The organism is Leucobacter sp. gxy201, assembly GCF_051043335.1.
Classification (GTDB): domain Bacteria; phylum Actinomycetota; class Actinomycetes; order Actinomycetales; family Microbacteriaceae; genus Leucobacter.
The window spans coordinates 254,166-280,759 of sequence record NZ_JAMXWS010000001.1 but is presented as its reverse complement, the minus strand read 5'-3'; the positions used below and the strand labels follow the sequence as shown (position 1 = coordinate 280,759).

The following is a 26,594-nucleotide window of genomic DNA, read 5'->3' as shown; positions in this document are numbered from 1 at the left end:
AAGCGGACATGCTCCGCGAACAATGGCAAAGCAGGCCACGAGAACGGTGGATCCTCAATTGGGCCGTGAAGAATGGGAGCAGAAATGCTGACGGTGACGTTGATCGGCGCAACCCGGAATGCGTGGGGATACCTCATGGGTACTGTCGCGACCGAGCACACGCTCGACCGGGCGGAAGGCAAAGCCGCCTATTACATGGCGAACGGCACCCCGCCCGGCATGTGGGCCGGCACCGGCCTCACCGGCCTCGGTCTGGCCTCGAACGACTCTGTTGAGGAAGAGCAGCTCAGTGCGCTCTTCGGTGAAGGCGTCCACCCAATCACCGGCGCTTCGATCGGAAGAAAGTTCGCTACCCCGCGCACGATCGAGGAACGAGTCGTCACCCGTATTGCTGAAGCAGCGGCCGATCCGGCGAACCAGGCACTCTCCTCTGCAGAGTTCCAACATCTCGGCGACCGAATCCGGCAAGAAGTCATGGATACCCCGGAGAAGCAGAGCGTTTCCGGGTTCGAGTTCGTCTTCAGCCCTCCGAAAAGCGTGAGCGCCTGGTGGGCGCTCGCCGACCCCGATCTCAAGGACGAGATACGGCAAGCCCACCATGCCGCAATCCAAGCCACGATCGACAAGCTCGAGGGAGACATCATCCGCACGCGCACCGGCGTCGACGGGATCGCGCAGACCCATGTCCGCGGCATTACCGCCGCATTGTTCGACCATTGGGACTCCCGCGACGGCGACCCCCAGCTGCACACCCATATGCTCGTCTCGAACCGCGTCCAGGGCGAAGACGGCCGCTGGCGCACGATCGACTCTCGCGGCAGCCTCTTCCCCGGAGCGTCCACCGCGAGCGAGTTCTACGACGGCGTACTCATGGACGAGCTCAGCGCCCGGTTCGGCCTCGAATGGACCGTCGACCAAGTACTCGAAGCCCCTCAGAAGTACCGTGAATGGCTCACTACGAGCCAGCGTGCCGATTCCCCTGCATCCCGGCAGCAATTTGCACTCGACCAAGGCGTGAGTGCGGGGTCCGTGAAGTGGCAGATCGCTGGTGTTCCATCAGCTCTGAATCGCGAGTACTCCACCAGGTCTCGGGCGATCCAGCGAGAGAAGGATCGGCAGATCCAGGAGTATGTGAAAGCGGCCGGCAAGCAGCCCTCCGCCCGCGAGATCATCAAGATCCGGCAGCGCGCAACCCTTTGCACGCGGCAAGCGAAAAAGCACCGCACGCTGCGCGAGCTCACGCATTCATGGCGCGATCGTGCGCGGCAGCATATCGGCGACTCGTTTCTGTTCGCCGACCGTCTCCGCGATGCCGGCGCGGCTCGTAAGAACGACCTCCCGTTATGGTCATTCCGCCACGATGACGTTGACCATGAAGCAGCACAGCAAGCTGCAGCCTTCGTGCTCCACACCCTTTCCGAGTCACGGTCTACATGGGGGAAACGAAACGCCGAAACCGCAGCGCTACGCGCGATCGCAGGATGGAGGTTCCGGTCCCCTGAAGACCGTGACCTCGCCGTGCAGCAGGTGGTCGACCAGGTCCTCGCCCAGGCGGTCCCGCTGACCCCCAAGAACCCGTTGCATACGCCGCGGCGGTTTCGCACCGTCGACGGTGAAAGCCAGTTCCATCCGCAGGTGCGCGACCTCTATACGACCCGTGAAGTCTGGGATGCGGAAGAACGGTTGCTCGAGGCCGGCCGCACCACTGCCGGCGCCCGCGTCGACCACGCTCTCGTTGACGAGCTCCTCTTTGCCCCGACTGGCGCAGAACAGCGCATCCTCTCCTCGGACCAGGCCGCGGCCGTCGAAAACCTCGTGCTCAGCGGCCGCGCTGTCGACGTACTCGTGGGCCCCGCCGGCGCAGGCAAGACCACCAGCCTCGAGAAGCTTCGCGAGATCTGGGAGCGGCAGCACGGTAGCGGCAGTGTCCGTGGCCTCGCCCCGACTGCCCGCGCTGCCGAAGTGCTCGCGGATTCACTCGGCATCCAAACCGAGAACACCGTCAAGTGGCTCCACGAAACGTCGCAAGGCACTGATGTGAAGGACGGCTTCGATTACCGGCTCAAGGCCGGCGACTTGATGATCGTCGACGAAGCGTCCATCGCCGGCACCATCGCCCTCGATCGACTCCGCGACCAAGCCCAGCAGGCCGGAGCGAAGTTGCTCCTTGTGGGTGACTGGGCGCAGCTTGCCGCCATCGACGCCGGCGGTGCTTTCGGACTCCTCGCGAACGACCGGGCAGACGTCGCAGAGCTCGTCAACCTGCACCGGTTCAAGGCTGGCTGGGAAGGGGACGCGTCCAAGCTCCTCCGCCTCGGAAAGACCGCCGGCCTCGATCCGTACCTCGAGCACGGCCGCATCTCGTGGGGGCTCGATGAGAGCATCGTCATGCAAGCCGTCGATGCATGGAAACAGGACGAAGCGACACGGGGCGCCGATGGCGACACGCTCACGTCGCTCCTCATCGCTCCCACGAATGATGTCGTCGAACGTCTCAACGACATTGCTCGCGACTGGCGCATCGAGCAAGGACACGTCGATGCGACACGAGAAGCGACAATCGCCTCCGGCGTCGCGTCCCCAGGCGACCGGATCGTGACTAGGCAGAACGCTCGCGCGCTGCGAACTGACCACGACCGCTGGGTCAAAAACAACGACGAATGGATCGTCACCCACGTCGACGCGGCGACAGGCGACATTGTCGCTTCATCCGGCGACGAACAGGTGACGCTGCCAGCGTCTTTCTGTCGTGACCATGTGCAGTTGGCGTACGCGACAACCGCACACCGGTCACAGGGCCGTACAGTCGACACCGCTCACGCAATCATAGATTCGTCCGCGTCGCGCGAGACATTCTATGTCGCCATGACGCGCGGCAAACTCTCGAACCGCGCCTATGTCGTGATCGACGAAGGAGACCAGCTCGGCGACAGCGCGGCGACAGGAATGTCGCGCACCTGGCGAGAAACGCTCGACCACGTCGTACTGAACCGAGGCGGCGACATCGCCGCGCACGACACCCTCCACGATGAAGCAGAGCGGATTGGCTCGCTCCGCCAACTCGTCGCCGAATATCACACCATCACCGCTGACCAACTCGAGCGTGAATATCTCCCGACTCTGCAACAGCTCGGACTGGTCGAAGCAGATGCACCGGAATCGCCCTACCTGGGACCAGTGCTGGCGAATCTACGCCGTGTCGAATTGGCCGGAAAAGACATCCCGGAGACCGTCTCAGATCTATTGGGCGACCGCGAAACTGGCAGCGCCCGAGATGTGCTCGCCGTTCTCCACTACCGCCTGGCCGCGCACCTGGAGAGCACTGCGTCTACATCCTCGGCCGATGAGCCATTGCTAGCCGGACTCATCGAACGTTCCCCGAACTTCACCGACTCTGACACGATGCGGGCGCTGCGGGACCGCGAAACAGCCATTCAGCTACGTGCCGAGTTCGTTCTCGATCGGGCCGTTGCGGCAGGCGCACCGTGGGTCGAAGAGCTCGGTCCGGTACACCCTGGCGACGAAGCTGAGTGGCGTAAACGGGGAGTTGTGGTTGCCTGCTACCGAGATCTCTATGGTGTCGATTCCGATGAGGCGCTCGGCCGGAGTCACGAGAACGCACGCAACCGCGAACGCGATCGACAGATCGCCGCGGCCGCGCTCCGCACCCAACCGGCCGTGGAGTACACCACCGTGCACACGGTGCCCCAGTACGAACAGATCGCCCCGCAGCAGGGGCCGCGTCTCAGCTAGACGATTATATCCCGTAGCTGGGACCGTGGTGGCCAGGGCCCATCGGGCCCTGGCCACCCTGCGCGTGCGGCCACGAACCATCCCAGGGGTTCTTGGCACTGTGCGGAGTGGAGCGCACGTCCGATGTCCACCGCAGGGGTGTCTCCGGGACGGCCAGCCGAGACGCGGTCGCCTCGTTTGCGGTGTCCCAGCCCCCCGCCTTGTTGCTGCGTTCGGTCAGTGTCACGAGATTCAGGTGCTCGTCCGACACGTACGCTGCGGGGACGCCGCGGTGGTTCTTGCTCACGCTCACAACGCCGGCGTCGGCGAGCTCCTGGAGGGCGCGCTCAGCGGCCGGCCGCGTGACCTCGTATCGAGTCGTCACCGTTCCGATCGTCACAACTGGCTGGGCCGTCAGATCACGTCTGACGCGCTCCACCGTGGATCCTGCGCGGGGAGCCGCTGAGATCCCCTGCTTGGAGCGCCAGGCGTGATGACGCTCCGCCAAGATCGCGTCCAGCTCGTCCGCTCGTTCCTTCAACTGGATGACGTTCGCGGCGGCTCGCACCGCTGACGCCCCGAACTCACGCACCCACAGATCCAGTTGCGGGGGGTTCTCCCGGAACGCGGTCAGTCCGGCGATGTAGTGGTCCTTCGCCGTGGAGAACACCGTGCTGATGGGCAGTACGGCCCGGTCTGTGATGCCATCTCGTTTCAGGATCGTGTGGATGAGGGCGCGGCCAGTGCGCCCGTTCCCATCGACGAACGGGTGGATCGTTTCGAACTGGGCGTGCGCGATTGCCGCCTTCAGGAGCGGCGGGTGCTCGCTCTCGTTCACGTACACGAGCAGATCCTCCAAGAGCGGGATGACCTGGTCCTCGGGCGGAGGCACGAACGATGCCGTCAGCGGCGAGTAGCCGCCGCCGATCCAGTTCTGCTGGTCACGAAACCCGGGGGCAAGGTCCGGGGCGATCGTTCGCTGCAGCTCCACCAAGTCCTCGAGCTCCAGATTCCACTTCTGAGCCACAACGTCGATCGCGTACTCCATCGCACGCAAGTTCCGCAGCACCGCGACCGCGTTCTCTTTGCCCCGCCCCAGCACATCGGCCACCGCAAGCTTCTTTGCCGAAATCACGTGCCCCTCGATGAGCGACGAAGCAATGCTCTCAGAACGCAAGAGGAGGTGGTTCAGGTACAGCCCGGATTCACCGACGATTCCGTCAGCCCGGGAGACCGCGCTTTGCGCGTCAGCGATCGCGGAGAAGGCTGCGACACTGACCGATGGACCTTGCTTCCCCAGGAGGCCCGGGACGAACGCACGGTACGTTCCCCCGGCCTGGTCGCGCCGAGACAGACCGAACGTCGACGCCGGCTCCCAGTACCGCTCCACAAAGCTACTCATGCATGCAACTTTAGACCTCTAAAGTTGCATCGCGGGGAAATTGACGCAATGTTAGCAGGGATCCCCACCGTGCACTCGGTATACCACCTAGCCTCATCAGGCATCCACTCGCTGGTTTTCGACTCCGGACCGACCAACGGTGCTTCGACGCCACTCTCCAGAAACCCAGGACCCCATGCATGACTCGAATCCACTTGAGCGCAAGCTCTCATGTCAGTAGTCGTCTACTTCCGTAGTGTTCCAGGAACCCGGTCTGGAGTCGTTAACCGGTTGGTCATGCCCGTCAACGACCATGAAAGCATGGATGCTTCGATCACCCTCGGCCTTCAACCCCCGGGCACTCTAGCTGTCTTCATGACAACAAACGGCGCCCCGCCGGCGGGGGTGCTGCGGCAGCAGAGTGAGCCGTGTTTCCCGCGCCCAGGGCGGCGGGCACGCGTCATTTTCCTCATCGCAATCGTCCTCCTCACCGCGACGGGCGCAATCACATTGGGAATGACGGGGGAACCTTCAGCGATGTGGGCGGCTCTCCTGATTCCAGTACTACTGGGCTTGCCCGCGACATTTCTCTGGCCTGCCTTCCGCGCGGCTCGGGATCGATCGAGCTGCCACTCCGCCTCAGGCATTGTCATCGCAACGGATCACGCTGGGATGGTTCACGGTGAGGACGCCCAGCAGCGCGCGCTGATCCACATCGAACACGATGGCAGCGTGCGCTGGCTCGCTGCCACACAGCACGGCCTCCGCCTCGCAGAGGGCGATAAGGTATTCGTCAGCTGGGCGTCAGCTCGGTCAGAGAGCTGCTATGTACACGGAACTCTTGCCGGTCCGCCGAGGGAGTAGAGCTCATGGGAAGAGCAGCCGACCTCGCATCTGGGAATATCTGAGATCGATCACCGGCGAAATCCTATCGAACGAGCTCCACGTGTCTGGGACATGGTAGATCGTCTCACCATCGTCCAGGAACACATCAACGTAGTCGTCTTCATATGAGGCCTCTTCCAGCTCATCCCCCGGCAGACCATAGTAGGCGCTGGCGAATGCCACGCCCTCTCCGCTGAGTAGGTCAGTGCTGAGCACGCCGTCCGCGGCCGTGAGTACGAAGGTGCCGGGTGTGAGCGTCCTCGAGTGCAACGCGGCCAGATGGCTGGTCAAAACCTTGTCGCGCATAAGACCCGATTGGGCGCACCATGCCAGGAACATGCCGATGTGAGTAGCAGCGGCTGAGGCTGGAAGTTCCGCGGGAAACTCGCCGCCCGCATGCCAGTCAGCCTTATCAAACACCGTCACCCAAAGCTCCATTCTCAGCGTTCCGGCCCGCTCTCAGCATAAGCTCCGCGAGCCTACCTCCGGAATAGCAGTCACGTGGTGTTCATCTCGCATTACTCACATGCTGGGCGTTGGCGGCGGAGTCACAGGAGCCTGCTGGGCGCGATGAGCGGCTTGTGCCGGCGGCTCTGGCGCGGCAGCTGATGCTTCACGCTCAAGTTCGCCGAGAACTTCAGCCAACCGGGCTTGCTTCTCACTGAGCTCCGACTGCCTCGGCCACGGCTCCTGCTCCAACTCGCGAAGTTCTGCAACCTCTCGCCTCGCGGATTCGAGCTGGCCCGAATGCTCCGTGATCGTGTCCGGCAGCGACCGTGCTCGCGATTCAAACCCTTGCGATAGCGCAGAGAGTTCGCCGCTCATTGCTCGCGACCACAGCATCTTGTACTGCATCGCCTGGATCGTGGGCCCGGGCACGAACTCGAGCCATGGATCGTTCTTGTCGAGCGCGTTCCAGCGCAGCTTCGCATCCCAGTCCAGCCCCGCCACGGAGACGGTCACCTTCAGTGGTGCCGGGTAGCTGGCGTTGTGCGTGCCGAAGTAGCCGATGTTCTCTCGGGCGCGCGACAGCGTCGACCGGAATGCTTCGCCGAATTCCTTCCGTTCTCGGAAGGTGGGCGAGTCCGCCCACGACGTCGACTTCACACTCCCGACGAAGAGATCGCCACGGGTTTCAACGACCTTCGGCGCCAACTTCTCCAGCACCCTCATGTCGTGCTCGGTAACGCCGGCTCCTTGTTCGAGCGCCATTCTGCGCGCTTCGATCGACCCGATCTTCCGCTGATGGCCGCGTAACTGCCGCGAAAGTTTCTGTGTCTCGTTTCTCAGGTTCGCGACCTCGAGGATGCGCATGTCGCCTGCGGTGACGGCCTGCATCTCCGCGAACTGCAGAGCCATTTCTGTCGAGTTGTCGACCTCCCGGACATCGAGACGCCCGGACAGCACCTGTTCAATGAACGCCGCCTTGCGTGCGAGGGTGCCCCACATGTACGAGTCGAACGACCCTTCGGTGGCGTACCGGAATAGATGCACCTCGGCGTTCTGGTTTCCTTGCCGGATCTCGCGTCCTTCGCGCTGCGTCACGTCCGCTGGCCGCCAGGGTGCGTCGACGTGGTGGAGTGCGATCGCGCGCGCCTGCACGTTCGTGCCGACCCCCATCTTCTCCGTCGACCCCACGAGCACCTGTACTCGACCGTCACGGCACTGCTGGAACAACTCTGCCTTCGCTTGGTCGTTCCCCGCTTCGTGGATGAATCGAACCTGCGCGGCCGGCATGCCGCGCTGCACGAGTTCCTCTCGCAGATAGTCGTATGCGTTCCAACGACCATCAGATGACGGAGTGCCCAGATCGGCAAACACGATCTGGAATGCGCCCTTCGTAGCGGATACTTCGCCCCATTCGTCGAGGTATTCGCGATCGCGGTTTTCATCCCAGATTTCGTACACTTTCGCTGCGACAGCGTCGAGCTTCGTGAGCTCATGGCTTTCCGGCCCGGGCAGCCCCATCAGGCGTGCGTCGAGGGCGATCGCGCGCCCGTTCGACGTGATCTTCAGCATGTTGTCGTCCTCGGGCTGCACGCTCCCGTCTCGGACTGCCTTACCGCGCTCCATCAGGTCGGCCATGCCGGCCTCCTGCGCGGCCGTCGCCGGCACGACCACCATCTCTGGCGCACGGACCCCCTCGGAGTTCACCACGAGCTCCGGCACCGGCAGCCCGAGGTCGGCCTGTGTTTTCACGTCACCCGGCACATGCCACAACCGCAAGAGTTCGGGCACGTTCCGGAACTTCGCGGTGCGGGTCTTCACTTGGAACCCGGAGCCTTCCACGACGGCTTCCACTGCCGTGACTTGCTCGGTGAACTGGCGCGCCCAGTCATCCGCAGTCGCGATCTCGGCTTCCTTGAGCAGGTCCGGTCGCAGATAGCGCATCATCACATACATCTCGATCATCGAGTTCGGCAGCGGCGTCGCAGTCGCGAGCGTCGCCACTCGGGATTGGCCGCGGTGCTCGCGGTGGTACCAGAGCTTCATATCGAGGTCAGTCGCACGCTGCGAGCCGCCATCCTTCGAGAGATCTGCGACCTTCGTCTGCACTGCCAGGTTCTTGAACAGGTGCGCTTCGTCGATGCAGAGGTAGTCGATGCCCGTGTCCTCCCAGTAGACGCCCTCGTCGTGCTTGAGGTCGAGCATCTCCTGCAGCTTCTCTTCCTGCCGGGCGAGCTCCGTCTCGAGCTTCTTCACGGACCGCTCCGACAGCGATGAAGCGAGCTTCTGCTGATGCACCAGCTGCAGTTCCTCGAGCCGCTGAGTCGCATATGCCGCACGGGACTCGCCTAGGCCGATCTTCCCGAACGCGGCATGGGTCAGAATCACGGCATCCCAATCGCCCGTGCGCGCCCGGGCCGCGAACAGCGCTCGTCCGTCACGGCTCCCCGACGTCGCGATGTCGCCGCTGCCTGCAGACAGCACTTTCGCGCGCGGGTAGATCTGCTTGAACTCGCGGGTGAACTGCTCCAACATCTGGTTGGGAACGATGATCGCCGGCTTCTGTGCCATCCCGAGCCGCTTCAGTTCCATCACGCCAAGCACCATCTCGGCCGTTTTCCCCGCGCCGACTTCATGGAACAGTCCTGCCGCTGGCTCCGCCAGCATGCGAGCGACTGCCGCATGCTGATGTGGGCGAGGCGTGAACGTCGCCGCCTTACCGGGGAAGCTCAGCTCGACCCCGTCGTAGCTGCGCAGCACGATGCCGTTGTAGAGATCGTTGTATCGCTCTTGCAGGCGCTCCACCCGTTCCGCGTCGCTCCACAACCAGTCCTGGAAAGCGTCGTGCAACTCGGTCGCGCGCTCCTGCAGTGCTTCCGTGCCGGCCTGATCTACCAGGTAGGGGCCGTCCGCATCGGGCTTATAGCGAATCTCCAGCCGGTCGCCGTTGAGCACACGAGAGACGACCTTCTGTGCGCTCCACGACACGTGATCGCCCTGCACCGACCAGCGCGCCTCCGCTGACGGCGCCACCTTCCCGACAATGCTGAACTTGTACTCGCCGTCGATACGTTCGATCGCTTTGACTTCCTTCTTCAGAGCATGCTCGAGGAAAGCTGACACGTCATCGACGGGAACCCATGAAGCGCCGAGCTTCACGTCGATCTCAGCCGGGCCGACCTCCTCGGGAATCACCTGTTCGAGAGCGTCCAAGTGGCGCTGGAATGTCGCGTCGCCGGCCGCGAGCTCACGCACCTGGCGACGCTTCGCCCGAACGTTGCCGGACAAGAATTCTTCCGCCGGAATGTAGCTCTGTTCATCGTCCGGGCTGAGGAACACGAGATCGCCGAGTCGTGCCGGAACCGACGCCTCGTCGACGTCCAGGAGCTCCGCAACGAGTGGAACATCGACGAAGCCGACACGATCGAGCGACACACGGATCGCATCCTCAGGACTCTCCACGCGATCGACCACGGATGTAACGCCGACGACGCGCTCCCGGAATATCGTCGCTTTGCGCGCTTCACCGGTGTCCTCGTTGTAGCGTTCGAGCGCAACAACGGTCGCATAGTGCGGGTCCTGGCGCAGCGCCCGGATCGCTGCCGGGTAGCGGCGCGTGATGAGCGCGTCTTTCCCGGGACGCTCTTTCACTGTCACGGATACGCGGCCGAGAGGCCCGAATGCGGCTACGTACCGGTCGTACACGTCGTTGAGTTCGGTTCGCAGTTCGCCGATCGCTGTCGTGTCGTCGCCCGTCGCGGCCTCCGCTTCGAGCAGCTGCACCGCAGCATCGCGCAAACGCACCAGGTGCGTCAGCTCCCGCACCGCGTTTTTCGGCACCTGCACCGGCTCCAGGCCTTCCATCCCCATCTGCACGAGCGAGCCTGACTCGTCGACGCTGATGTGCCCCACAATCGAGTCAGGATCCTGCACGACGCGCGCGACCGGCCGGTCAGTGACGATCTGCCCCGCGGCATTCCACGTCCGGCCCTCCCCGATCGCTACATCGGCGATCCGGTCCAGCGCGGCCGCAAGCTCCGGGCCCACCACTTCCGCAGACGGGTCCGCTGCTGTCACCGTGAGCTCCGGGCCGTATTGGCCGAGCCGTGTGCCGGTCTCGCCGAGCACCATGTCCGGGTGGTCAGCGAAGTATGCGTTCATGGACGCGGTGCCGGCTGCGCCGTCGACGGGTACCGTGCCGAGCCATGTCGGCGGCTCCTCAGGGGCCGGCCCTGTGCGTCGGCGCAGCACAATCACGTCGACCAGCGCGTCAGTGCCGGCAATCTCGCCATGCGCCCCCTTCGGCATGCGCACCGCGCCCAGGAGCTCACCGTGCTTCGCGATTTCGCGGCGTGCCCGCTCCGCCTTCGCGTCGAGAGTCCACCGCGAAGTCATCACCGCGACAATCCCCCCGGGTTTCGTCTGCCGGAGCGCCTTCACGATGAAATGGTTGTGAAGGCTCAATCCCTCGGGGTTGTAGGCCGGATCGTACAGGCGGGTCTGCGAGAACGGGACATTCCCGATCGTCGCGTCGTAGCCGTCGTGATCGAGCACCGTCTCCGCGAACGATTCGTTCCTGACCGTCGCGGCCGGATGCAGCATCTGCGCAATACCGGCAGTAGTCGGGTCGAGCTCGACACCGGTCACCCGCTGGCCAGCCCGGGCCTGCCCGATGAAATTGCCGGTGCCGCACCCAGGCTCGAGCACGTGAGCATCGGCTGGCACGCCGAGGCGGTCGAGCATCGCCCACATGGCCGTGACATACCGCGGATGCGTGTAATGCGCGTTCAGCACGGTCCGGCGCGCGGCCGCCCACTCGCGATCGGTCCAGATTTCCTGCAGCGCTTCACGATCTGCCGCGTACTTGTTCGACTTCGGGTCGAACAGCTCCGGAGATGCACCCCAGCCGGGGAACTTCTGCAGTTCGGCGCGCTCTACCTCTGAGGGTTCTCGTCCTTCTCGAACAAGCCGCTCGAGAGTACGGACCGCAGCGACTCCGCCGCCCACTCGGGACTCATGCCCGGCTCCGCTTCGAGCATCGACACGACGTTCAGCAGCATCACCGCTTGTGCCACCGTCAACTGCTTCTCGAACCCGTGACGCTGCGCCGTTTCCAGTGCCCACGCGATCAGCTTGCGCTGCAGCTCGGGCACCGCCCAGAGTTGAGCGTCCTCCGCCGACGGAAGTTCGAGCGTCTGGTCCTCCCGCACGTCCCGATCCGTCTCCTCCGCGTCGAGCTCCTGCTGAAGCTCCTGCAGCACCGGCAGCTGCATGGCTGCTTTCACCACGATGCGCCGGCCGTACAGAAACCGGAGCACCTGCATCCCCGTTGGGACCGCCGTCACGTCGCTCAGGTCGTACCCGAGACGGTCCAACCAGGTCAGGCTCGCCTCGTAGCTCTCCCGTTCCCGAAGCTCGCGCAGCACCATCAGATCGTTCGTCACCTGACCAACCCGCTGCAAATAGTCCTCCGTCCCCGGCCAGGAGCTCTGGAGATGGGTCAGGGTTTCGTGGTCGCTCATGTGGTTCCGCCTTCGTCGTCTCGAATTCGCCCCATAGGTCGAACGCTAACTGCGTATCAGGAATCGATCGTTTCGTACTCCTACGAGCCATTCTGGTCCCCACTTCCGACGTAGCTGAAGGCGATACCTCCAGATGAGTGGGAACGCGCACCTCACACGCGACAGGCGCAAGCTACAGATAATGCCGAAGATCCGCCGACCGATGCTCTTCCGGCCCTTTACGGTGCCGATCCTGCACGACCAGAATCGCCTGCTGATTGGCCACCCACCGGTCGAGTCGGCGCCATGACCGCGAAGAATCGAGCAGATGATGCAGCAGGTCATGGCACGTCCTACACAGCGGCCATAGATCTTCGTGGTCCTCATCGCCGAGACGCGCGTAGGAAGAATGATGCATGTCATCGCGGGACACTCGCCAGTCCCGTCCACATCCACCCAGACACATAATCCGGGCCGGCCTGATGCGCTCGAGCTCCTCTTCAGCCCACCGCACCCGGCGGCGATACCAGGCTGGAGATGCGATATAGGTGGCGTAGAACTCTCGGGCGCGATTGCGGCCCTCTGATCTCCTCGCCCACGGGCTCAGCTCACGCACGATGACGAGTCCACTGCTGCAACTGGTCCGCGAACGGCGACTGCTCCCGCAACTGTGTAGCCACCACCTGCGCGTCTGCTTTGCAGCGGTCGTATGCGGGGTTCTTGGTGAACGGCTGCAGCTTGGGAACAAGGGGCTTCAGGTTTCGGTAGAACAGGAGCCCGTACCCGCCTTCCATCTCGCGGATCTCCTGGGGCTCCAGCACCAGCCGTTTCTCCTCACTCACCTGGATCGAGGCGGGACCGCCTCCCCAGGAATGCGATTCACGTTTCACCCAGAGTTCGCCGATCAGTCTGGAGAGTCGGGCGAGTTCTTCTTCGTCGCTTCCGCCGGGAAGCACGATCTTGGCAACGGCCGCGTCCCACATGGTTCTCGCGTTCTCGGAGCCCCATTGGGAGAGCTGTTCCTTGGACTGGAACACAGCCACCACGATGCGACCGCGGCCGCCACCTGCGGTGATGAGTTCGTACAGGCCGGGGTACTCGAAGTTCCCCAGCTCATCGAGTATGTAGCTGACGGGTGGATCTACGCGGCCTCCCGGAGAAGCATCCGCGATGCCCTTGCTCACATAGTCGAGTTCCGCGAACAGGCCATCGATGATGCGTGTGTATCCTCCCGATGCCTGCTTGTCGCCGACGAAGTACGCCGTTTGCTTTTCGAGCACGAATGCCACGGGGTCGAACTGGTTTCCATCCTGTGGAAGTAGCCACTTTCGGCCGGCCCGGGACTCCAGAAACGCGAGGGACGTGGGGAGCGTTCCCCAAGTTGAGGCCCGTTGTTCCGGGGGCGTGTTGATCGCTGTCTCCAAGAGACGAGCGTACTCAGGCATGCCGTCAGGGTGCTCCCTGATTGCCGCCACGGCCTCAGTCGCCCGGGACGGCGAGGTCACCCAGTCCCATACTCGGTCCACGCCCACACCGGCGCATGCCGCCCCGTGGAAGAGAGCACCGGCGAGCTGCTGACCGATCGTGTCCCAATGTCCACCATTCGAGGTGGAGCCCGAGAACGCATCGCCCGGGACATACCCCTTCACTCGACGCAGCAGCACCTCCTCGTCGGTACAGCCCGGAATGGGGTCCCAACGAAGCACGTTCTCGAACCCGTCACCGCCAGGAACTCCCGGGGCGAGGATCCAGGTCTTCGAACCCATCCGCTCACGCTCGCGCATCGTCCATTGAGCATTGTCGAGCTTCGAGGACGTATTGATGAGCGCGCCTGGTGCCGAGAGAATCCAGTTCAGTATCAGGAAGAACCCCTTCCCTGACCGAGACGGACCAATCACGATAGTCGGATCCTCGATCCTGATCCACAGGTCGATGCCCCAGAAGGACCCGACTCGATAGCCACAATCGGACGGCCGCAAGTGAGTAGCTTCGATCATGGGGCGCAGATTTGGTCCACGTTTCTCCACGAGCTGTTTCGTGGCGAGCTCGCGAGCTACATCCTTGAGCGACGCAAGCCCCACTTTGCGTTGCGGATCCTTCTTATGGCGCCGCCAGGTCACTACCCACACGGTCGCGAGTGCTGTAGCCGCCCCGAACACCGCGCACAGAAGCGCCCAATGGACAATCCCTGGAACATTCGCCCCAGTCACTGTTGTCGGGTCAAGTTTCCCCCACAGTCCGAGCACGGCTCCGAGAGAGAGACGATCCTCCCCGCCGAACCGGCCCGGGGCCGTCATCGCGAGTACAGCCAGCTGCGGAAGCAGCAGCATCGACATGCAGAGCACGATGACCAACGCAATAGCAGCTTGCCACGGCAAAGTACTCCAGGACCACTTGGGGTGCATGAAACGTTCCTTACTAGTCGTCGATTCCGGGGACCATACGGTTTACGGACTCGGCCATGAGTGCGCCCGCGCGTGCGGTGAACGAGAATTCATCTCGTACCGGGCGCGCCTGCCGGCCCAGCTGATCAGTCGCATACCCGCTGAAGTCGTTGACGAACGGAGCTGCGAGCCTCAGGAACTCTCCCAACTCCCCCAGGTGCAGCGTGCGTTCTAAGTACCTGCCAGTGGCTTTCAGGCTGCGATATGCAGGAGAGGGCACACGCAGCGGCATTCCCTCGCAGAGTCGCCGTGACGGTTCGGCCCAGGCCAGGAACACCCCGACACGATCAGCGGCGCCCAAACCTCCACCCAGCTGAGGTTCGGTGAGCCTGGCGGCCACAAGGTTCGTCACGTCGAGGTAGAGCCCCCAAGCGTCTTCGAATAACGGATCCTCTGGTCCAGGGGCCGTCCCAAGTCCATGCTTAAAGTCCCGATATAGCTCGCTTACACCGCTCATGCGGCTACCGCCTCCTTCTTGCGCTCCCGCATCTGCCTGTCCGTGTCGAACAGGTCTCGTTCCCACTGCGTCGACAACGGGTTCCCGTCGACGACATAGGAGCCAGATTTCATCTTCACCAGGAACTCGCCACGGCGAAGCGAACCGATCGCGTCCGCCTCAGCCCGGGTGAACATCTGTCTCGCCACCGCATCCTTCAAGGTCTCTTCGTTCTGGTAGAAACTCACCCGGTTCGCGTATCCGCGAAGCAGGGACTTCGCGAGCTCCCGCTCCTGCGACCCCTCTGCACCGACCGCGTCAAAGTCGCCGCCCTCGTGCACGATAAGAACCATCGCGACTCCGTACTCACCGGAGAGTTTCAGCTGCGCGCGGTGCTCTTCGAGCGCCGCTTTCGTGCGCATGTCCGCCCACCCTTCCTCACGAATGAGGAAGTACCGGCGTCCGGCGCTCTTGTTGGAGATCGTGTTCTGCACCCACGCATTCGTGACCGCCTGCGTAACGCCCAAGGCTTGGTCACCGCGTTGCGCGATCGCGAAAGTGTCGATCACCGTATACGGGGAGTCAGGATCGAGTCGCACCGATGAGTCGGTGTCGAACATGCCCCCGAGGTCTCCATGCACCAGACGGCGCAGACCATCGATCAAGTCGCGTGCATCGCCGCGCTCGAAGTATCCGTTGCCGTACTCCAACAGTGCCGGGGACCCGATCTTCTCCCAGACCGCCCGGATCGTCGGTCGGTCGTTCGTCTCCGACACGACCTCGTCGACGGCCCAATCCAGAATCGTCGACTCACGCGCAGTGATCGGACGCTCGCCTGGCGTGAGAAGACCCGCAATCTTCTGCAGTACCGCTGTACGTCCCGCTTTCGAACGGGCACGGTAGTCATGGTCGCTCTCATCAGCACGCTGCTCCGGAGCATCCAGCGCATTCAACCTGATCTGGCTCCCGAAAACGCCCATCTTGAACGTTGCGCCACCGATCTCCTCAGCGACGACGCCGTGTTCCCCCTTCGAGTCCGACGTGTTGATCGCGAGCCTTCCAAACTCCACAAGCAGTGTCACCAACCGCTTGATGAAGAACGATTTACCCTGCCGCAGCGACCCCTGAATCAGCATGTTCGGGGACGAAACAAGCCCACGCAAATACAGCTCCCACGGGTCAAGCGTGAATGCGCGCCCACTGTTCTTGTCTATCCCGATGACCGGCCCGGCAGCATCGTGCACATCCGCAGCCGCGAAGGTGTTTGCCGCCGCCAACTGGTACCCCGTTGCACGATGCCACGGGCGCCGAATCGGAAACGTCCAGAACCCGGGCTGGAACTGCATCGGAGCAAGGATCGGAAGCTTCTCAACTTCCTCCTTGACTACCTGGTCGTCGTCTCGCAACGCGTCCGCGTAGATCCTCTTGAGCCGTTTGCGTTCCTGCCGAGAAAGCCCCGACTGCTCCAGCGTAAGGAGTTTCTTCGCCATCCTTCGTCCTCCTACTTCATCCCGAGGCCGCACGGAAATGCGACATTCATGAGCGCTTCCGCCTGCTGCCACGGCATCGACCTTGGCTCCAAACCGGTCGCCGAGCACGCGTTCCGAATCGAGGCAGATTCCTGCTCCAGCACTTCGGGATCTGTCGCCGTAACGGTCAGGAATGCGGAGAAACGCACCTCGCCCTGGCCTGCAGTAAGGTCCGCCTCCTGCTGCTCGAGCGCATGCCAGTCAGCGACGTCGGCCGCGGTCTGCGGCTTCCCCGATTTTTCTCGGATGCCCTGGTTCGTGATCCACGTACGCTTCTGCTCCTCGATCTTCTTCATCGCCTCGCCGATCTGCACCGGAGTGCCCACGAGCATGAACGTTTGCCGTACCGGCTTCCCCGACTGCTGCTTCGCGAACACCAGACGAGACATGAACCCGGGGAACGTCTCATACCGGGGCCACTCCTGAATCCAGTACGTGCGATGCCACCCGGAATCGGTCTCCACACTGGTCCGGTTGTCGTTCATCACCATCGGTGCCGCCGACTGCGGGTCCACACCTTCCCATTCCGTCCCCAGACGTGCGTCCACCCCTGATTGCGATGCGGGGTCGATCAAGGACCGTCCCCAGGCACCCCACTCGCGCGCATTCATCCACATTGTCCGCGTGAACCCCGCGTTGTGGAGCGCCTCTTCAGTCGTTGACATCTCGAGCTCCGCGAGCTTCAGCATGCCTGCCTTCTCGCTGCGCTCGCCCTTGACCAGAGCGCGAGCTTCTCCTGACAGGTTGAACGTGATCGCGATCATCGACGTATGACGCACCACCGCTTCCGCTGCGTGGTCGAGCGACTGCGCATAGGACTCTGAGGCTCCACCGTCACGACCCTGCCGATGTTCCGCAAAGTATCGCTGTTCGGCAGCGACCGTCCCCGGACGCACCTGCTCCAGGAGGGTGATGCGTTTGATGTGTTCCTTCTGAGTGAACGATCCCAGCACTTTCGACCATTCGAAGATGAGCCCGTCTCGGTCGTTCTCCGACAACGTCGACGGGGTATCTTTCTGAGGCATCCCCATGCCGAGTGTTGCCACAACGCAACACACGGTCGCGGTCGCCGCGCGCGCATCCCACACCACGACTGCACCCGAATCCGTCTCGAACAGATGCAGCCGGCCTTCCCGACCCGGAAGATCCAATGCCGACACGGGCGTGACTTTCTTCTTCTCCGGTCGCGCCCGGTACTTGTTCGCGCCTACTGCTTTGCGCATCATTCCTCCTGCTTCACGAAGCACATGCGTCACGAGCGACTGCCCATGCCTGCGCACCATCCCGAGCGCCGCAAGCGGTCCGGAGAACGGGACCACTGATAGGAGACCCAGGAATCCCTCGCCCATCACCGCGATTGCGCCGACACCGACGGCGATCGACAATGCCGTGAACCCAGGTCCGTCAATTCCTCCGACCACGCCTTGAGATGGCAAACGGGCAAACTTCACCCGGTTCTCGCTCATCGTTTCGGTTCCTTGGGCACCTGCGGGGAACGTGGAGCAGCGGGCGGCCGAGGAGCAGAGCTCGGCGGCTTCGCTCCACTTTCAGGCATCCTCCCGGACGAGGCCGGCCCGGCCCCGGGACGAGCCGGCTTCGGCGCCTGACTCTCCGCGTTCGGTTGAGTCGCGGCAGGGGTCGAACCGTTCCCGTTTCTTTGGCCTCCGCCGCCTGCCGCCCGTCCACCGGGGGCCTTACTCGCCCCGCGCCCGATCGTGTGGCCGGCCTTCGCCCCCGCGCGGCCGAGCACACTCGTGGTTTGTTGAGCCTTCTGCGTCGCCATGCTTCCTGCGCGCTGGCCGATCTGATCGCCCCCGCTGCCGCCATCCATGAACTGGAAGAATCCATACACTGCGATGGGCATGAAGGCTGCCATGATGAACCCGATCCCCAGTGTGAGCCCTTTGAACGACCAGACCGTTTCGACTTCCCGAAACCCGGCCATCGTGAGAATCAGCACACCGTAAATCAGTGGTTTCGCGAGAGCCATTGCCGTTACTGCGCTCACCCACCGTTTCGACCACACGTCGTCGAGGCCCTTCGCCGGCATCAGGACAAACGCGAGTGGCGCGAACGTGATCAGGATCATCAGCGCAAAGTCCCGAAACGCCATCGCGACCGCGATCAAGACCATCCCTATCGCCATCAGAACGATGACCACCATCATCCGCCCAATCGGCGGTGACACCATCGCGCCGACTACCCCAAGTTTCACGTCTCCCTCGAACAGCGCCTCGATGAGAGCAGCGAACCCGTCCTCTCCCACCAGGCGAGTCAACAGACCTCCGGTGAACTCATCGATCACGCGGAGCCCTTCACCGACGATGAAGAATGCGAAGTAGAACGCTGGCAGCGACAGCGCCGTACTGATCAGACTTCGCTTGATCAGTTCCGGTCTCTGCATCACTGCACCCGCGGCTACGCCGACGATAAAGGTGATGAACATGACGAAGATGCTCATCCCCAGCCAGAGGCCGGCTTCACTCGTGACAGCGGACCACAGTGAATCGCCTGGACGGAGTCCTTCATCCTCCAGAACGGCCTCGGCGAGCCAGTTGATGACGTCCACCATCCAGTTCGCTTGCGATTCAGTCGCCGCACAAAGGATGTCGGCGAAACCGCAATCGAAATCGACCTTCGGGGACTCCGCCCAGGCAATCATCTAGGCGATCCCCAGGTCGAAACCGACGAGGAACTGCCAGATTCCCGACGCGCTGCCCAACGCGGCAACGCCCAGTGCCAGCCACATGATTGCCTTGGATGCGGCCTGCTGAATGCCCTGATTACCGAACCCCTTAAACGCGAGTCCGACCGCGCACCCGATCAGAGCGAGGAACGTAACGATCAGGCCGAGGCCGAGCGCCCACGAGACAATCTGGATGATCGCCGATGAACCCGGCGCACTGAAATCCGGCTGAATATCCGGCATGCTGTTTCCTTCCGTAAGGGACGTTGCGTCACCTGACAGAAGCGACACACCGCGCACACCGGACACAAAGAACCGGGGGTAGCCGGCTTTGGCCGGCTACCCCCGGAATTCTCTGTTCTAAGGACTTCCGATGTACGGATACGGGTTGATATCCGGATTGTAGTTGCGGTTCGTCGACGCGAGCGTGAAGTGCGTATGGGGGCCGCTGGTACACCCGCTCATCCCGGACAGCGCGACTGTCTGCCCCGCCCGAACCGCCATCCCTTCAGCAACCCCCACTGAGGCCGGCGAACCCGGCGCGACGTGGTTGTGAGAACTGAACATGGTGAGCCCCTGGTACTCGTGCCGAATGATGACCGTCGAGTTGTCGCCCCGCCACCAGCCCGGGTTCGCCATACACACGCCGGGAATGCCGCCTCCGTCGCTTCCGGCTTTCATCACCACGCCGTCGTATGGCGAATACAGTGCGCCGCCCGTCGCTGAGACGAGGTCGATACTGAAGCCGTCATGAAACCCTTGGGAGATTCCTCTCATGTGCGAAGGCCAAGCCCACCCGTTTGGACCAACGGGCCCATCATCTCCCGACGGAGGGCCGAGCACGAGTCCATCTTCTTCACCTGTCACCGCAGCGAGTATCGACGCGAGCCCGGCGCCGGCGCCAGCTGCTGCGAGCACAGCACCCACACCCGCCGCACCCACAAACTTCAGCACTTGGCGACGGTTAACGAGCGCTGTGGCAACCGCCCCTGCTACCGGCGCGGCCATATCGCGGGGAAGTCCGTATCAAGCGTGTACGCGACACCGCACAATCCACCGTCCTCAGGCGCATCGCACCAGATCGCGAAATGTGCAGGCCGCTTCGAAGACGCGGCCGCGGTGCCCACCTGAGCATTCTCCACCTCAGACATCACCCACCAGTGCGTCAGCGTCGCCCCGGGAGTATCCGGCGTCATGTCCGTCGCCTCCTTGAACCGCGGAAGCAGATCGGGATCAATCTCGGCTATCTCGTCCTCGCCAAGAACGATTTCCGGATGCGCCTTCCAGAAATGGTCAGGAAGCAGCGCCATGTTGTCATAGAAAGAACCACTCGCAAGTTCCCACCACGGATAACGCTCCGGATTGTCAAGCGTAGCCATCTGATCCGTCAGTGCTAGCAGCGCCGTGTCGGGAGCCCAGTAATAACGCTTCGTTTCCTCGAACGGAGCCGACTCCACGACGGTGTGAATCTGACCCTCCGCGCCGATGTAGTCAGGCGAAGGATGCGTCATCCGCGCAATCGCCTCGTCCACGAACTCTTGCCGCGACAGCTTCGAGAAATCAACAGAGAATGCCACTGCCGCAGCCCCTGCAGCGGCCTCGCGCGGATCCGTCGTGACCGGCATCACCGCCATCCCGTTCCCGTCATATTCGATCCCGAACGCCTTCGTCCCGTTCTCATCCGCGCCAGGGTCCGAGCTTTCCTCCTCGGACTGCTGCACAGGAGCCGTACCTTCTGCGACGATGCCGGAATCACCCTTTGCGAACAGCATTCGGCCCAGTCCAAATACAGCGGCGAGCACAATCAGCGCCAGCACGACCATCAGGATCATGAACTTTGCGCGGCGACCTGCCGGCTGCGACCTCCACCAAGTCATCACGAGCTTCCTTCCTCTTCGGTTCCGTTCGAATGTGTCTGACGCAACGTATCGATAGCGTCGGACACTGTGGTTTCCCACATGGCTGCACGCACGCTGCTGAGATCTGCCCAGGACTGCACCTGGGCGGGAAAGTGCTCGGCAGAGTTGCAACCCGTCATCGCTGCCCAAAACCTGAGACGCGTCAATGCCAGCTGCTGCTGATAGTGATAGTCCAGCGGCGCCGACGGCGGCGGGCCTAACGCTTCATTGAACTGCTGCTGGTTCCGGTACTGGAACAGCGCCAGGAGCTCCTGCACGAGCGCCTCGTGCTCGTACCAGCACGGCGGAACATACGCGTCCGAAAGCCCGTACCGGCGCACCAATTCTGGCACCCACTCAACGAGCACTTCCAGCGTCTCCGCCTGCTCCTCGATGTCCAACCGCCACCAGTTGATCGGCAACGCCGGCGGCGATGGAACAGCAGATGCCGGCGCCACTGGTTCCTCCGGCCGTGCCCCGCGTTCACGCACCACGGCGTACCCCGGACCGCCACTGACGAAGCAATGACGTTCCCTTCGTCACTTTCGTCCCCGGTTGGCGTCGCAGAAGCGCCCGCACCCGCAACGACACCTCCGCGCTATCCCCTGTGCGCATCGACTCGAGAAGTTCCTCAACCAGAACGTCGTCAGCACTGATATGGAGTTCCGACATCTTCGGAGCTTCCACAACCCAGAGGACTGCCAAAGCCAGAAGTGCAGCGAGGGAGAACAAGGAGATCGCCGAGAAGACTGCATCTCGGACCACGACTATCCCGACGATCACAACGACTGTTGCGGCCACCCACCCAAGTACTGCCGGCACTCCCACGCCCGTGTCCCAGCGCAGTTCGAGAACGTGGTCGGTCCTCGTCGATCTCACTCGGAGCGTTGCCCGCCTGGCGCGAAACGCTCCATCTAGCACCTCTAACTGCTCGTTCAAATATTCGGCATGCCGCTGCGCGTCAGCCGTCTTCTTCTGTTCCCGCTCCAGTCGTTCCTCACGGCTGCGCTGCTCCTCACGGCGCTGGAGCGACCGCTCAATCTGCCGATATGCCGAATTCATCCTCATGCCCAACGAACCAGCGACCCGCGCAGACCGCTTCGCGGGAAAGCGTGCTCATGCACGCCGGGACGAACCCGGCACAAGTGCCGGGCCCATTTTCGGGCTACGCCCCGTTTTTCTTGCCGTGAAGCCTGCGGCAGTCTACGGCGGCCACCGCTCCACACAACCGCCCGCACACCCCATGCTGGGGCGCGCTTGACACGGGATGCTCGCCCGTCGCAGCAATGCTGCGCCGTGCAGGCATCCCGCTGCGGATTGTGCTCCACGGCACCCGCAACGACAGGCACTACGTGCCTTCACGGCAAGAAAACGTGAGGGGAGGGATTGGAGAACCACGATGCAAGACCAGATCGAACCCGGAGCAGCAGCCGTCCTCATCGGCGCGCTCTGGCTCATCGCCGGCTACCGCCTCTGGATCGCACCCCGCAGAAAGGACACCAACTCATGAGCGGCATCACCCAGCCTCAAGTCCAGGAACTCACGGCACTCGCCGAGCAATACACGCAGCAATTCAACAGCGACCAGGTCGCCGGCAGCATGCGCGAAGCCCCCGGCAGGTACTCCGGCACCATCACCGTCGGGCAGCTCATCACGAACCTCCGAGATCTCGCAGCAGCATACGGCACCGGCAGCGTCCACACGGGCACCGCGGCCGCCTGGATCGCCTACGCCCACGCAACCCTCGCCCGCCTCCAGGGAAAGTGAACCCATGAGCCAGCAGATGTTCGCGATCGACGACCTGATCCGTGAAGCAGACGTAGCAGCAGCGCCCCAGTGGGACGGGGCGCCGCTGCGCTACCACGAGACCTACTACTCCCCCGCAGAACTCGACGCCGCATTCGACCGATGGATCCTCGAGAACGGAAGCTTCGGCTGCATACCATACAGTCACATGTGGCACCGCGATAGCCACCGTCGCGGCGTCGAATTCGAACCGAAGCCGAATGCCCGCGGCCATCAGTGCGCACTCTTCACCGCAGAAGCAAGGTGCAGCGGCCGCTACGCTTCCAATCGCAGCCACTCCCATGCCACCGGGGAACTCCCCGGCGGCATGATGACGCAGATCATCTGCGAGCCCTGCAACTGGAACCACATCAGCAGAAGCGAATCCGAAGCCGTCGAAGCCTGGCACGACCACGCGATCACCGGCTGGCGCGCACTCCCCGTCGTGCCGCTCAAACTCGTCCAAGACCGAGACGCAAAGAACGGCAAACAGCGCTTCGTCGACTGGATCAACGAACACTATCCACTCGACGCCCAAATCACCGGCCACCCGATCATCACGGAACGAACCGACTTCGGTACCCGCCACGTCCCCGGGCGCTCACCCTGGGGCGGATACGACCTCTCCTACACCGCTCTCCAGTGACCCAGTGGGTAGGGCGATACGTCACATGAAATGAGTGGCTTCTGCTTGGTTCGTCTCGAATAGGGCAATTGTCTCTTGGAAATGGCCGCATTCAACGTATTGCCAAACAGTCGTCTTGTCAGTGTGTCGGTCTGGAACTGGCACGCGATATGAGGATTTGAGGCACTCCACGTTCTCGCAGGTACCGTATCGTTCGCCCAAAAGTCGGTCTCCGTTTGCCATGCCGTTCCACCTCTCATCACGAACAAGTCCGCTTGTATCGCTCAACCTATCCGGGTTGGAGCGATTTTTCTAACCCAGGAGGCGTGATGGCCTTACGCTTGCTCAAGTCTCCTCCCCAGAGCCCTTGAACGCCACGGAATAGAAGACGTTCCCTATCCCGGAGTAGCCTGACGGCATGATTGCCTACGTACGTGTCGCCCTCGCCGCCACCACCGCGCCCGAAGAGGTCCACAAGCGCGACATATCCGCGCTCGAGCAGGCCACGCTCACGGGCGAAGGCGAGACGTGGGACGAGGCACGCGCCGCGGTGCAGATCCCAGAGGGCGCCGTCGTGCTCGGCGCAGCACAGTGGCCAATCTGACCCAACTGGCCGATACTCGGAGAGTATGTGGACCTGTACCGCTTGTGGCGGCCCCGCCATCCAAACCCGAGGCACCGTCGTCTGCCTAGACAGCACATGCGGCGTCGTGCGTATTCTTCCGGCGCTCCCGGACCGACTGCCGTGGGAGCCCGAAGTGTAATTGTCGGAGGCGAAGGCGTATCCTCTATCGAACAAAGATTCGAATAGAGGAGGGGCAGTGTTCGTCGCTGCGATTCACTCACTGCCGGTCGACGCGGCACCGGCGCTGATCGAGGCCGCTGAGGTCGAAGCCGCGTGCGGGTTCCCGTCACCATCGCAGGACTACCTGACGAGCGAGATCGATCTGAACGAGCATCTGATGCCCAATCGCGTCTCGACCTTCCTCATCCGCGCTCGCGGGCACTCAATGGTGCGAGCCGGCATATACGACGGTGACGAGCTCATCGTCGATCGCTCCATCCGTGCCGATGACGGGCACGTCGTCGTTGCCGTGGTCGACGGGGAAATGACCGTCAAACGGCTGCGCTTCACCGAGACAGGCGGCGTAGTCCTCTCAGCAGAAAACCCCCGTCACCCAGACATCGTGCTCGAGGAGCTTTCAGAACTCCGTGTGTGGGGCGTGGTCACTCGGAGCCTGCACCGTGTCCTCCGTTCCTGAACGCATGATCGCCCTCGTCGACTGCGAATCTTTCTACGCATCCTGCGAGCGAGTCTTCGATCCACGCCTCGACGGGCGCCCCGTCGTGGTGCTGTCGAACAACGATGGATGCGTGGTCGCCATGTCGCGCGAAGCGAAAGCACTCGACATTCCCATGGGCGTCCCGTGGTTTCAGCTCAAGGGGTACGCGCAAGCCGCGGGCGTCGTCGCCCGCTCGAGCAACTACGAACTGTACGGGTCTCTCTCGACTCGGGTCATGGAGATCATAGGCCGCTATGCGGCATGGCAGGAGGTGTACTCGATCGACGAAAGCTTCATCGGCATGCACGGCACCGTGGACGAACTCACCCGAATCGGCCATCAGATCCGCGCCGAAGTGCTGCAATCTACGGGCATCCCGGTACGGGTCGGCATCGGGCGCACGAAGACCTTGGCGAAGCTCGCCTCGCGCGGAGCGAAGGCCGACCTCTCGCTCGGCGGCGTCTGCCACCTCGGTTCCTACTCCCCCGATCGGCTCGATCGCATCATGGCCGGTACTGACGTGACGGACCTATGGGGCGTCGCCGGACGCACCGGGAAGAAGCTCGCCGGCATGAGCATCCACACGGCGAAAGACCTTCGGGACGCTGACCCGAAACAGATCCGCAAACGGTTTTCCGTCGTGCTCGAGCGCACAGTGATGGAACTTCGCGGCCTCCCCTGCCTCCCCCTCGAGGCACCTCGCCCATACAAAGACCAGTTGATCTTCTCGCGCAGCTTCTCTCGCCCGGTCGAGACCGCGGCCGAGATGCGGCAGGTCCTCTCCATCTATGCGCAAAAGGTTTCGTCAAGGCTGCGGACGCAGGGGCAAGTAGCCGGCGTTGTCTCAGCCTGGGCAATGACCGGCCACTATGTCACCGAGGGGCGCCATAGCGCCCATGTTTCGGTTGGCTTGCCGACAGAGACGGACGAGCCGATCATGCTCTCGAAGGCCGCGCAGATGCTTGCACCGCGCATCCTCCACGGCACCCGCTATACGCGCGCCGGCGTAGTACTCACAGGACTACGCCCAAAAACCAGCGCGTCTCCGTTGTCGCTGTTCGAACCAGAGTTCGAGGGCCGCCGGATTGGAGAAACGCTGGATGGCATCACACAGAAGCTTGGGCCGCGAGCGATCGGTGTCGGACTTGGCGGAATGCGAGGCGCGCCGGTATGGAACATGCGCCGAGAGATGCTGTCGAAACGTGCGACAACTCACTGGGATGAGATTTGCGAGGCAACGGCCTAGCCAGTCCGCATCGTGCAGCGTAGCCTGTTCGCCATGTGCGCATCATATGGACTCGGCGGCGGCCTCGCAGGCGCATACCCGGCGGAGCTTGAACCGATGAGCGAGCAGACTTCGCAGACGCTCCTCTCGGAGTGGATGGAACAACGGAAGGGGTCGGCGAAAATCACCGGGCGAAATGCTCTCAATCTCAATCCGATCATCCGCGCCGGCGGCGGCGGTCGCGAGATACTGCTTGCCTGGTGGTGGCTCTGGCTCGACAGCAGTGGACCCGCAAAGTTCAGCGCATTCAACAGCCGCGACGACCGTTTACTGCGATCCTGGAAGAGACCGTTCCAGCATCGCGCACTCCTGCCGGCAACCTGGTACGTCGAGAAGAAGGGGCGCTTCCACCTCCCGGACGACGAGGTATTCGGGATCGCGGCGCTCACATCGACGATCACTCGCGACGACGGCAGCGAGCTGGTCACATATTCAATGGTCACCCGCGACGCTCCTCCAGGCAGTGAAGCCGCAGAATATTGGGGACGCATGCCCCTCGTGCTCCCACGCGACATGCACGACGAATGGCTCGATACCGAGCGGCCCGGCGACGCCGAGTTGGTCGCCCAAGTTCAGCATGCAAGTGAAGAGATCTCGAGAGATCTCACGGCGAAGTAGGTCACCGCTCCCATCAGCAGCCACGGGCTAACCGCAGGAAGGCCCTTCCCGGAGTCGAA

The 26,594-nt window shown here is 63.0% G+C and carries 21 protein-coding genes; 7 read left to right on the top strand and 14 right to left on the bottom strand.

The features are described from left to right. Positions 1 to 84 precede the first annotated feature (84 nt). The gene (gene mobF, locus NHL51_RS01230; protein ID WP_434141166.1) at positions 85 to 3,753 is read left to right on the top strand and encodes a MobF family relaxase; all 3,669 of its coding nucleotides are present in this window, start codon (positions 85 to 87) and stop codon (positions 3,751 to 3,753) included. A 4-nt stretch (positions 3,754 to 3,757) separates the two neighbouring features. Here the strand turns inward: mobF and NHL51_RS01225 are convergent, their stop codons facing one another. The 14 genes from NHL51_RS01225 to NHL51_RS01160 all read right to left on the bottom strand — a co-directional run bounded on the left by NHL51_RS01225 (position 3,758) and on the right by NHL51_RS01160 (position 22,007). After that, positions 3,758 to 5,134, bottom strand: coding sequence for a Fic family protein (locus tag NHL51_RS01225; RefSeq protein WP_434141164.1), 1,377 nt, complete (start codon positions 5,132 to 5,134; stop codon positions 3,758 to 3,760). 846 nt (positions 5,135 to 5,980) lie between these two features. After that, a complete protein-coding gene (locus NHL51_RS01220; RefSeq protein WP_434141162.1) occupies positions 5,981 to 6,424 on the bottom strand; it encodes a hypothetical protein in 444 nt (147 codons plus the stop codon). 96 nt (positions 6,425 to 6,520) lie between these two features. Beyond that, positions 6,521 to 11,452, bottom strand: coding sequence for a helicase (locus tag NHL51_RS01215; protein WP_434141160.1), 4,932 nt, complete (start codon positions 11,450 to 11,452; stop codon positions 6,521 to 6,523). Further along, on the bottom strand, positions 11,380 to 11,967 hold the full coding sequence (locus NHL51_RS01210) for a hypothetical protein (protein ID WP_434141158.1): 588 nt from the start codon (positions 11,965 to 11,967) through the stop codon (positions 11,380 to 11,382). Before NHL51_RS01210 ends, NHL51_RS01215 begins: the two co-directional genes overlap by 73 nt. Positions 11,968 to 12,554: 587 nt before the next feature. After that, complete coding sequence (locus NHL51_RS01205) at positions 12,555 to 14,351, bottom strand: type IV secretory system conjugative DNA transfer family protein (RefSeq protein ID WP_434141156.1); 1,797 nt, start codon at positions 14,349 to 14,351, stop codon at positions 12,555 to 12,557. A 13-nt stretch (positions 14,352 to 14,364) separates the two neighbouring features. After that, positions 14,365 to 14,847 (bottom strand): hypothetical protein, encoded by a 483-nt coding sequence (locus tag NHL51_RS01200; protein ID WP_434141154.1) that lies wholly within the window; start codon positions 14,845 to 14,847, stop codon positions 14,365 to 14,367. Beyond that, entirely contained in the window at positions 14,844 to 16,316 is a 1,473-nt protein-coding gene (locus tag NHL51_RS01195; protein ID WP_434141153.1) for a hypothetical protein, read from the bottom strand. Before NHL51_RS01195 ends, NHL51_RS01200 begins: the two co-directional genes overlap by 4 nt. An 11-nt stretch (positions 16,317 to 16,327) precedes the next feature. After that, positions 16,328 to 17,821, bottom strand: coding sequence for an SCO6880 family protein (locus NHL51_RS01190; RefSeq protein WP_434141152.1), 1,494 nt, complete (start codon positions 17,819 to 17,821; stop codon positions 16,328 to 16,330). Next, positions 17,818 to 19,017 carry a hypothetical protein gene (locus tag NHL51_RS01185; RefSeq protein ID WP_434141151.1) on the bottom strand — a complete coding sequence of 400 codons (1,200 nt, stop codon included), beginning with the start codon at positions 19,015 to 19,017 and terminating at the stop codon, positions 17,818 to 17,820. Before NHL51_RS01185 ends, NHL51_RS01190 begins: the two co-directional genes overlap by 4 nt. Beyond that, a complete protein-coding gene (locus tag NHL51_RS01180; protein ID WP_434141150.1) occupies positions 19,018 to 19,284 on the bottom strand; it encodes a hypothetical protein in 267 nt (88 codons plus the stop codon). Positions 19,285 to 19,401: 117 nt separating this feature from the next. Further along, complete coding sequence (locus tag NHL51_RS01175; protein ID WP_434141149.1) at positions 19,402 to 19,818, bottom strand: M23 family metallopeptidase; 417 nt, start codon at positions 19,816 to 19,818, stop codon at positions 19,402 to 19,404. Positions 19,819 to 20,033: 215 nt separating this feature from the next. Beyond that, complete coding sequence (locus tag NHL51_RS01170) at positions 20,034 to 20,921, bottom strand: hypothetical protein (protein ID WP_434141148.1); 888 nt, start codon at positions 20,919 to 20,921, stop codon at positions 20,034 to 20,036. Beyond that, positions 20,918 to 21,433 (bottom strand): hypothetical protein, encoded by a 516-nt coding sequence (locus tag NHL51_RS01165; RefSeq protein WP_434141146.1) that lies wholly within the window; start codon positions 21,431 to 21,433, stop codon positions 20,918 to 20,920. The genes NHL51_RS01170 and NHL51_RS01165 overlap by 4 nt, the downstream gene beginning before the upstream one ends. After that, on the bottom strand, positions 21,423 to 22,007 hold the full coding sequence (locus NHL51_RS01160; RefSeq protein WP_434141145.1) for a hypothetical protein: 585 nt from the start codon (positions 22,005 to 22,007) through the stop codon (positions 21,423 to 21,425). Before NHL51_RS01160 ends, NHL51_RS01165 begins: the two co-directional genes overlap by 11 nt. Before the next feature lie 438 nt (positions 22,008 to 22,445). On the opposite strand from NHL51_RS01160, the gene NHL51_RS01155 reads away from it, so the two are divergent. The 6 genes from NHL51_RS01155 to NHL51_RS01130 all read left to right on the top strand — a co-directional run bounded on the left by NHL51_RS01155 (position 22,446) and on the right by NHL51_RS01130 (position 26,535). Continuing rightward, complete coding sequence (locus NHL51_RS01155; protein ID WP_434141143.1) at positions 22,446 to 22,706, top strand: hypothetical protein; 261 nt, start codon at positions 22,446 to 22,448, stop codon at positions 22,704 to 22,706. Positions 22,707 to 22,722: 16 nt separating this feature from the next. Then, on the top strand, positions 22,723 to 23,370 hold the full coding sequence (locus NHL51_RS01150) for a DUF6349 family protein (protein ID WP_434141142.1): 648 nt from the start codon (positions 22,723 to 22,725) through the stop codon (positions 23,368 to 23,370). 397 nt (positions 23,371 to 23,767) lie between these two features. Further along, on the top strand, positions 23,768 to 23,953 hold the full coding sequence (locus NHL51_RS01145) for a hypothetical protein (RefSeq protein WP_434141141.1): 186 nt from the start codon (positions 23,768 to 23,770) through the stop codon (positions 23,951 to 23,953). A 217-nt stretch (positions 23,954 to 24,170) separates the two neighbouring features. Then, positions 24,171 to 24,611 (top strand): LexA family protein, encoded by a 441-nt coding sequence (locus NHL51_RS01140; RefSeq protein ID WP_434141140.1) that lies wholly within the window; start codon positions 24,171 to 24,173, stop codon positions 24,609 to 24,611. A gap of 4 nt (positions 24,612 to 24,615) precedes the next feature. Further along, the gene (locus NHL51_RS01135) at positions 24,616 to 25,878 is read left to right on the top strand and encodes a Y-family DNA polymerase (protein ID WP_434141138.1); all 1,263 of its coding nucleotides are present in this window, start codon (positions 24,616 to 24,618) and stop codon (positions 25,876 to 25,878) included. A 96-nt stretch (positions 25,879 to 25,974) separates the two neighbouring features. Beyond that, positions 25,975 to 26,535, top strand: coding sequence for an SOS response-associated peptidase family protein (locus NHL51_RS01130; protein ID WP_434141137.1), 561 nt, complete (start codon positions 25,975 to 25,977; stop codon positions 26,533 to 26,535). Positions 26,536 to 26,594 lie beyond the last annotated feature (59 nt).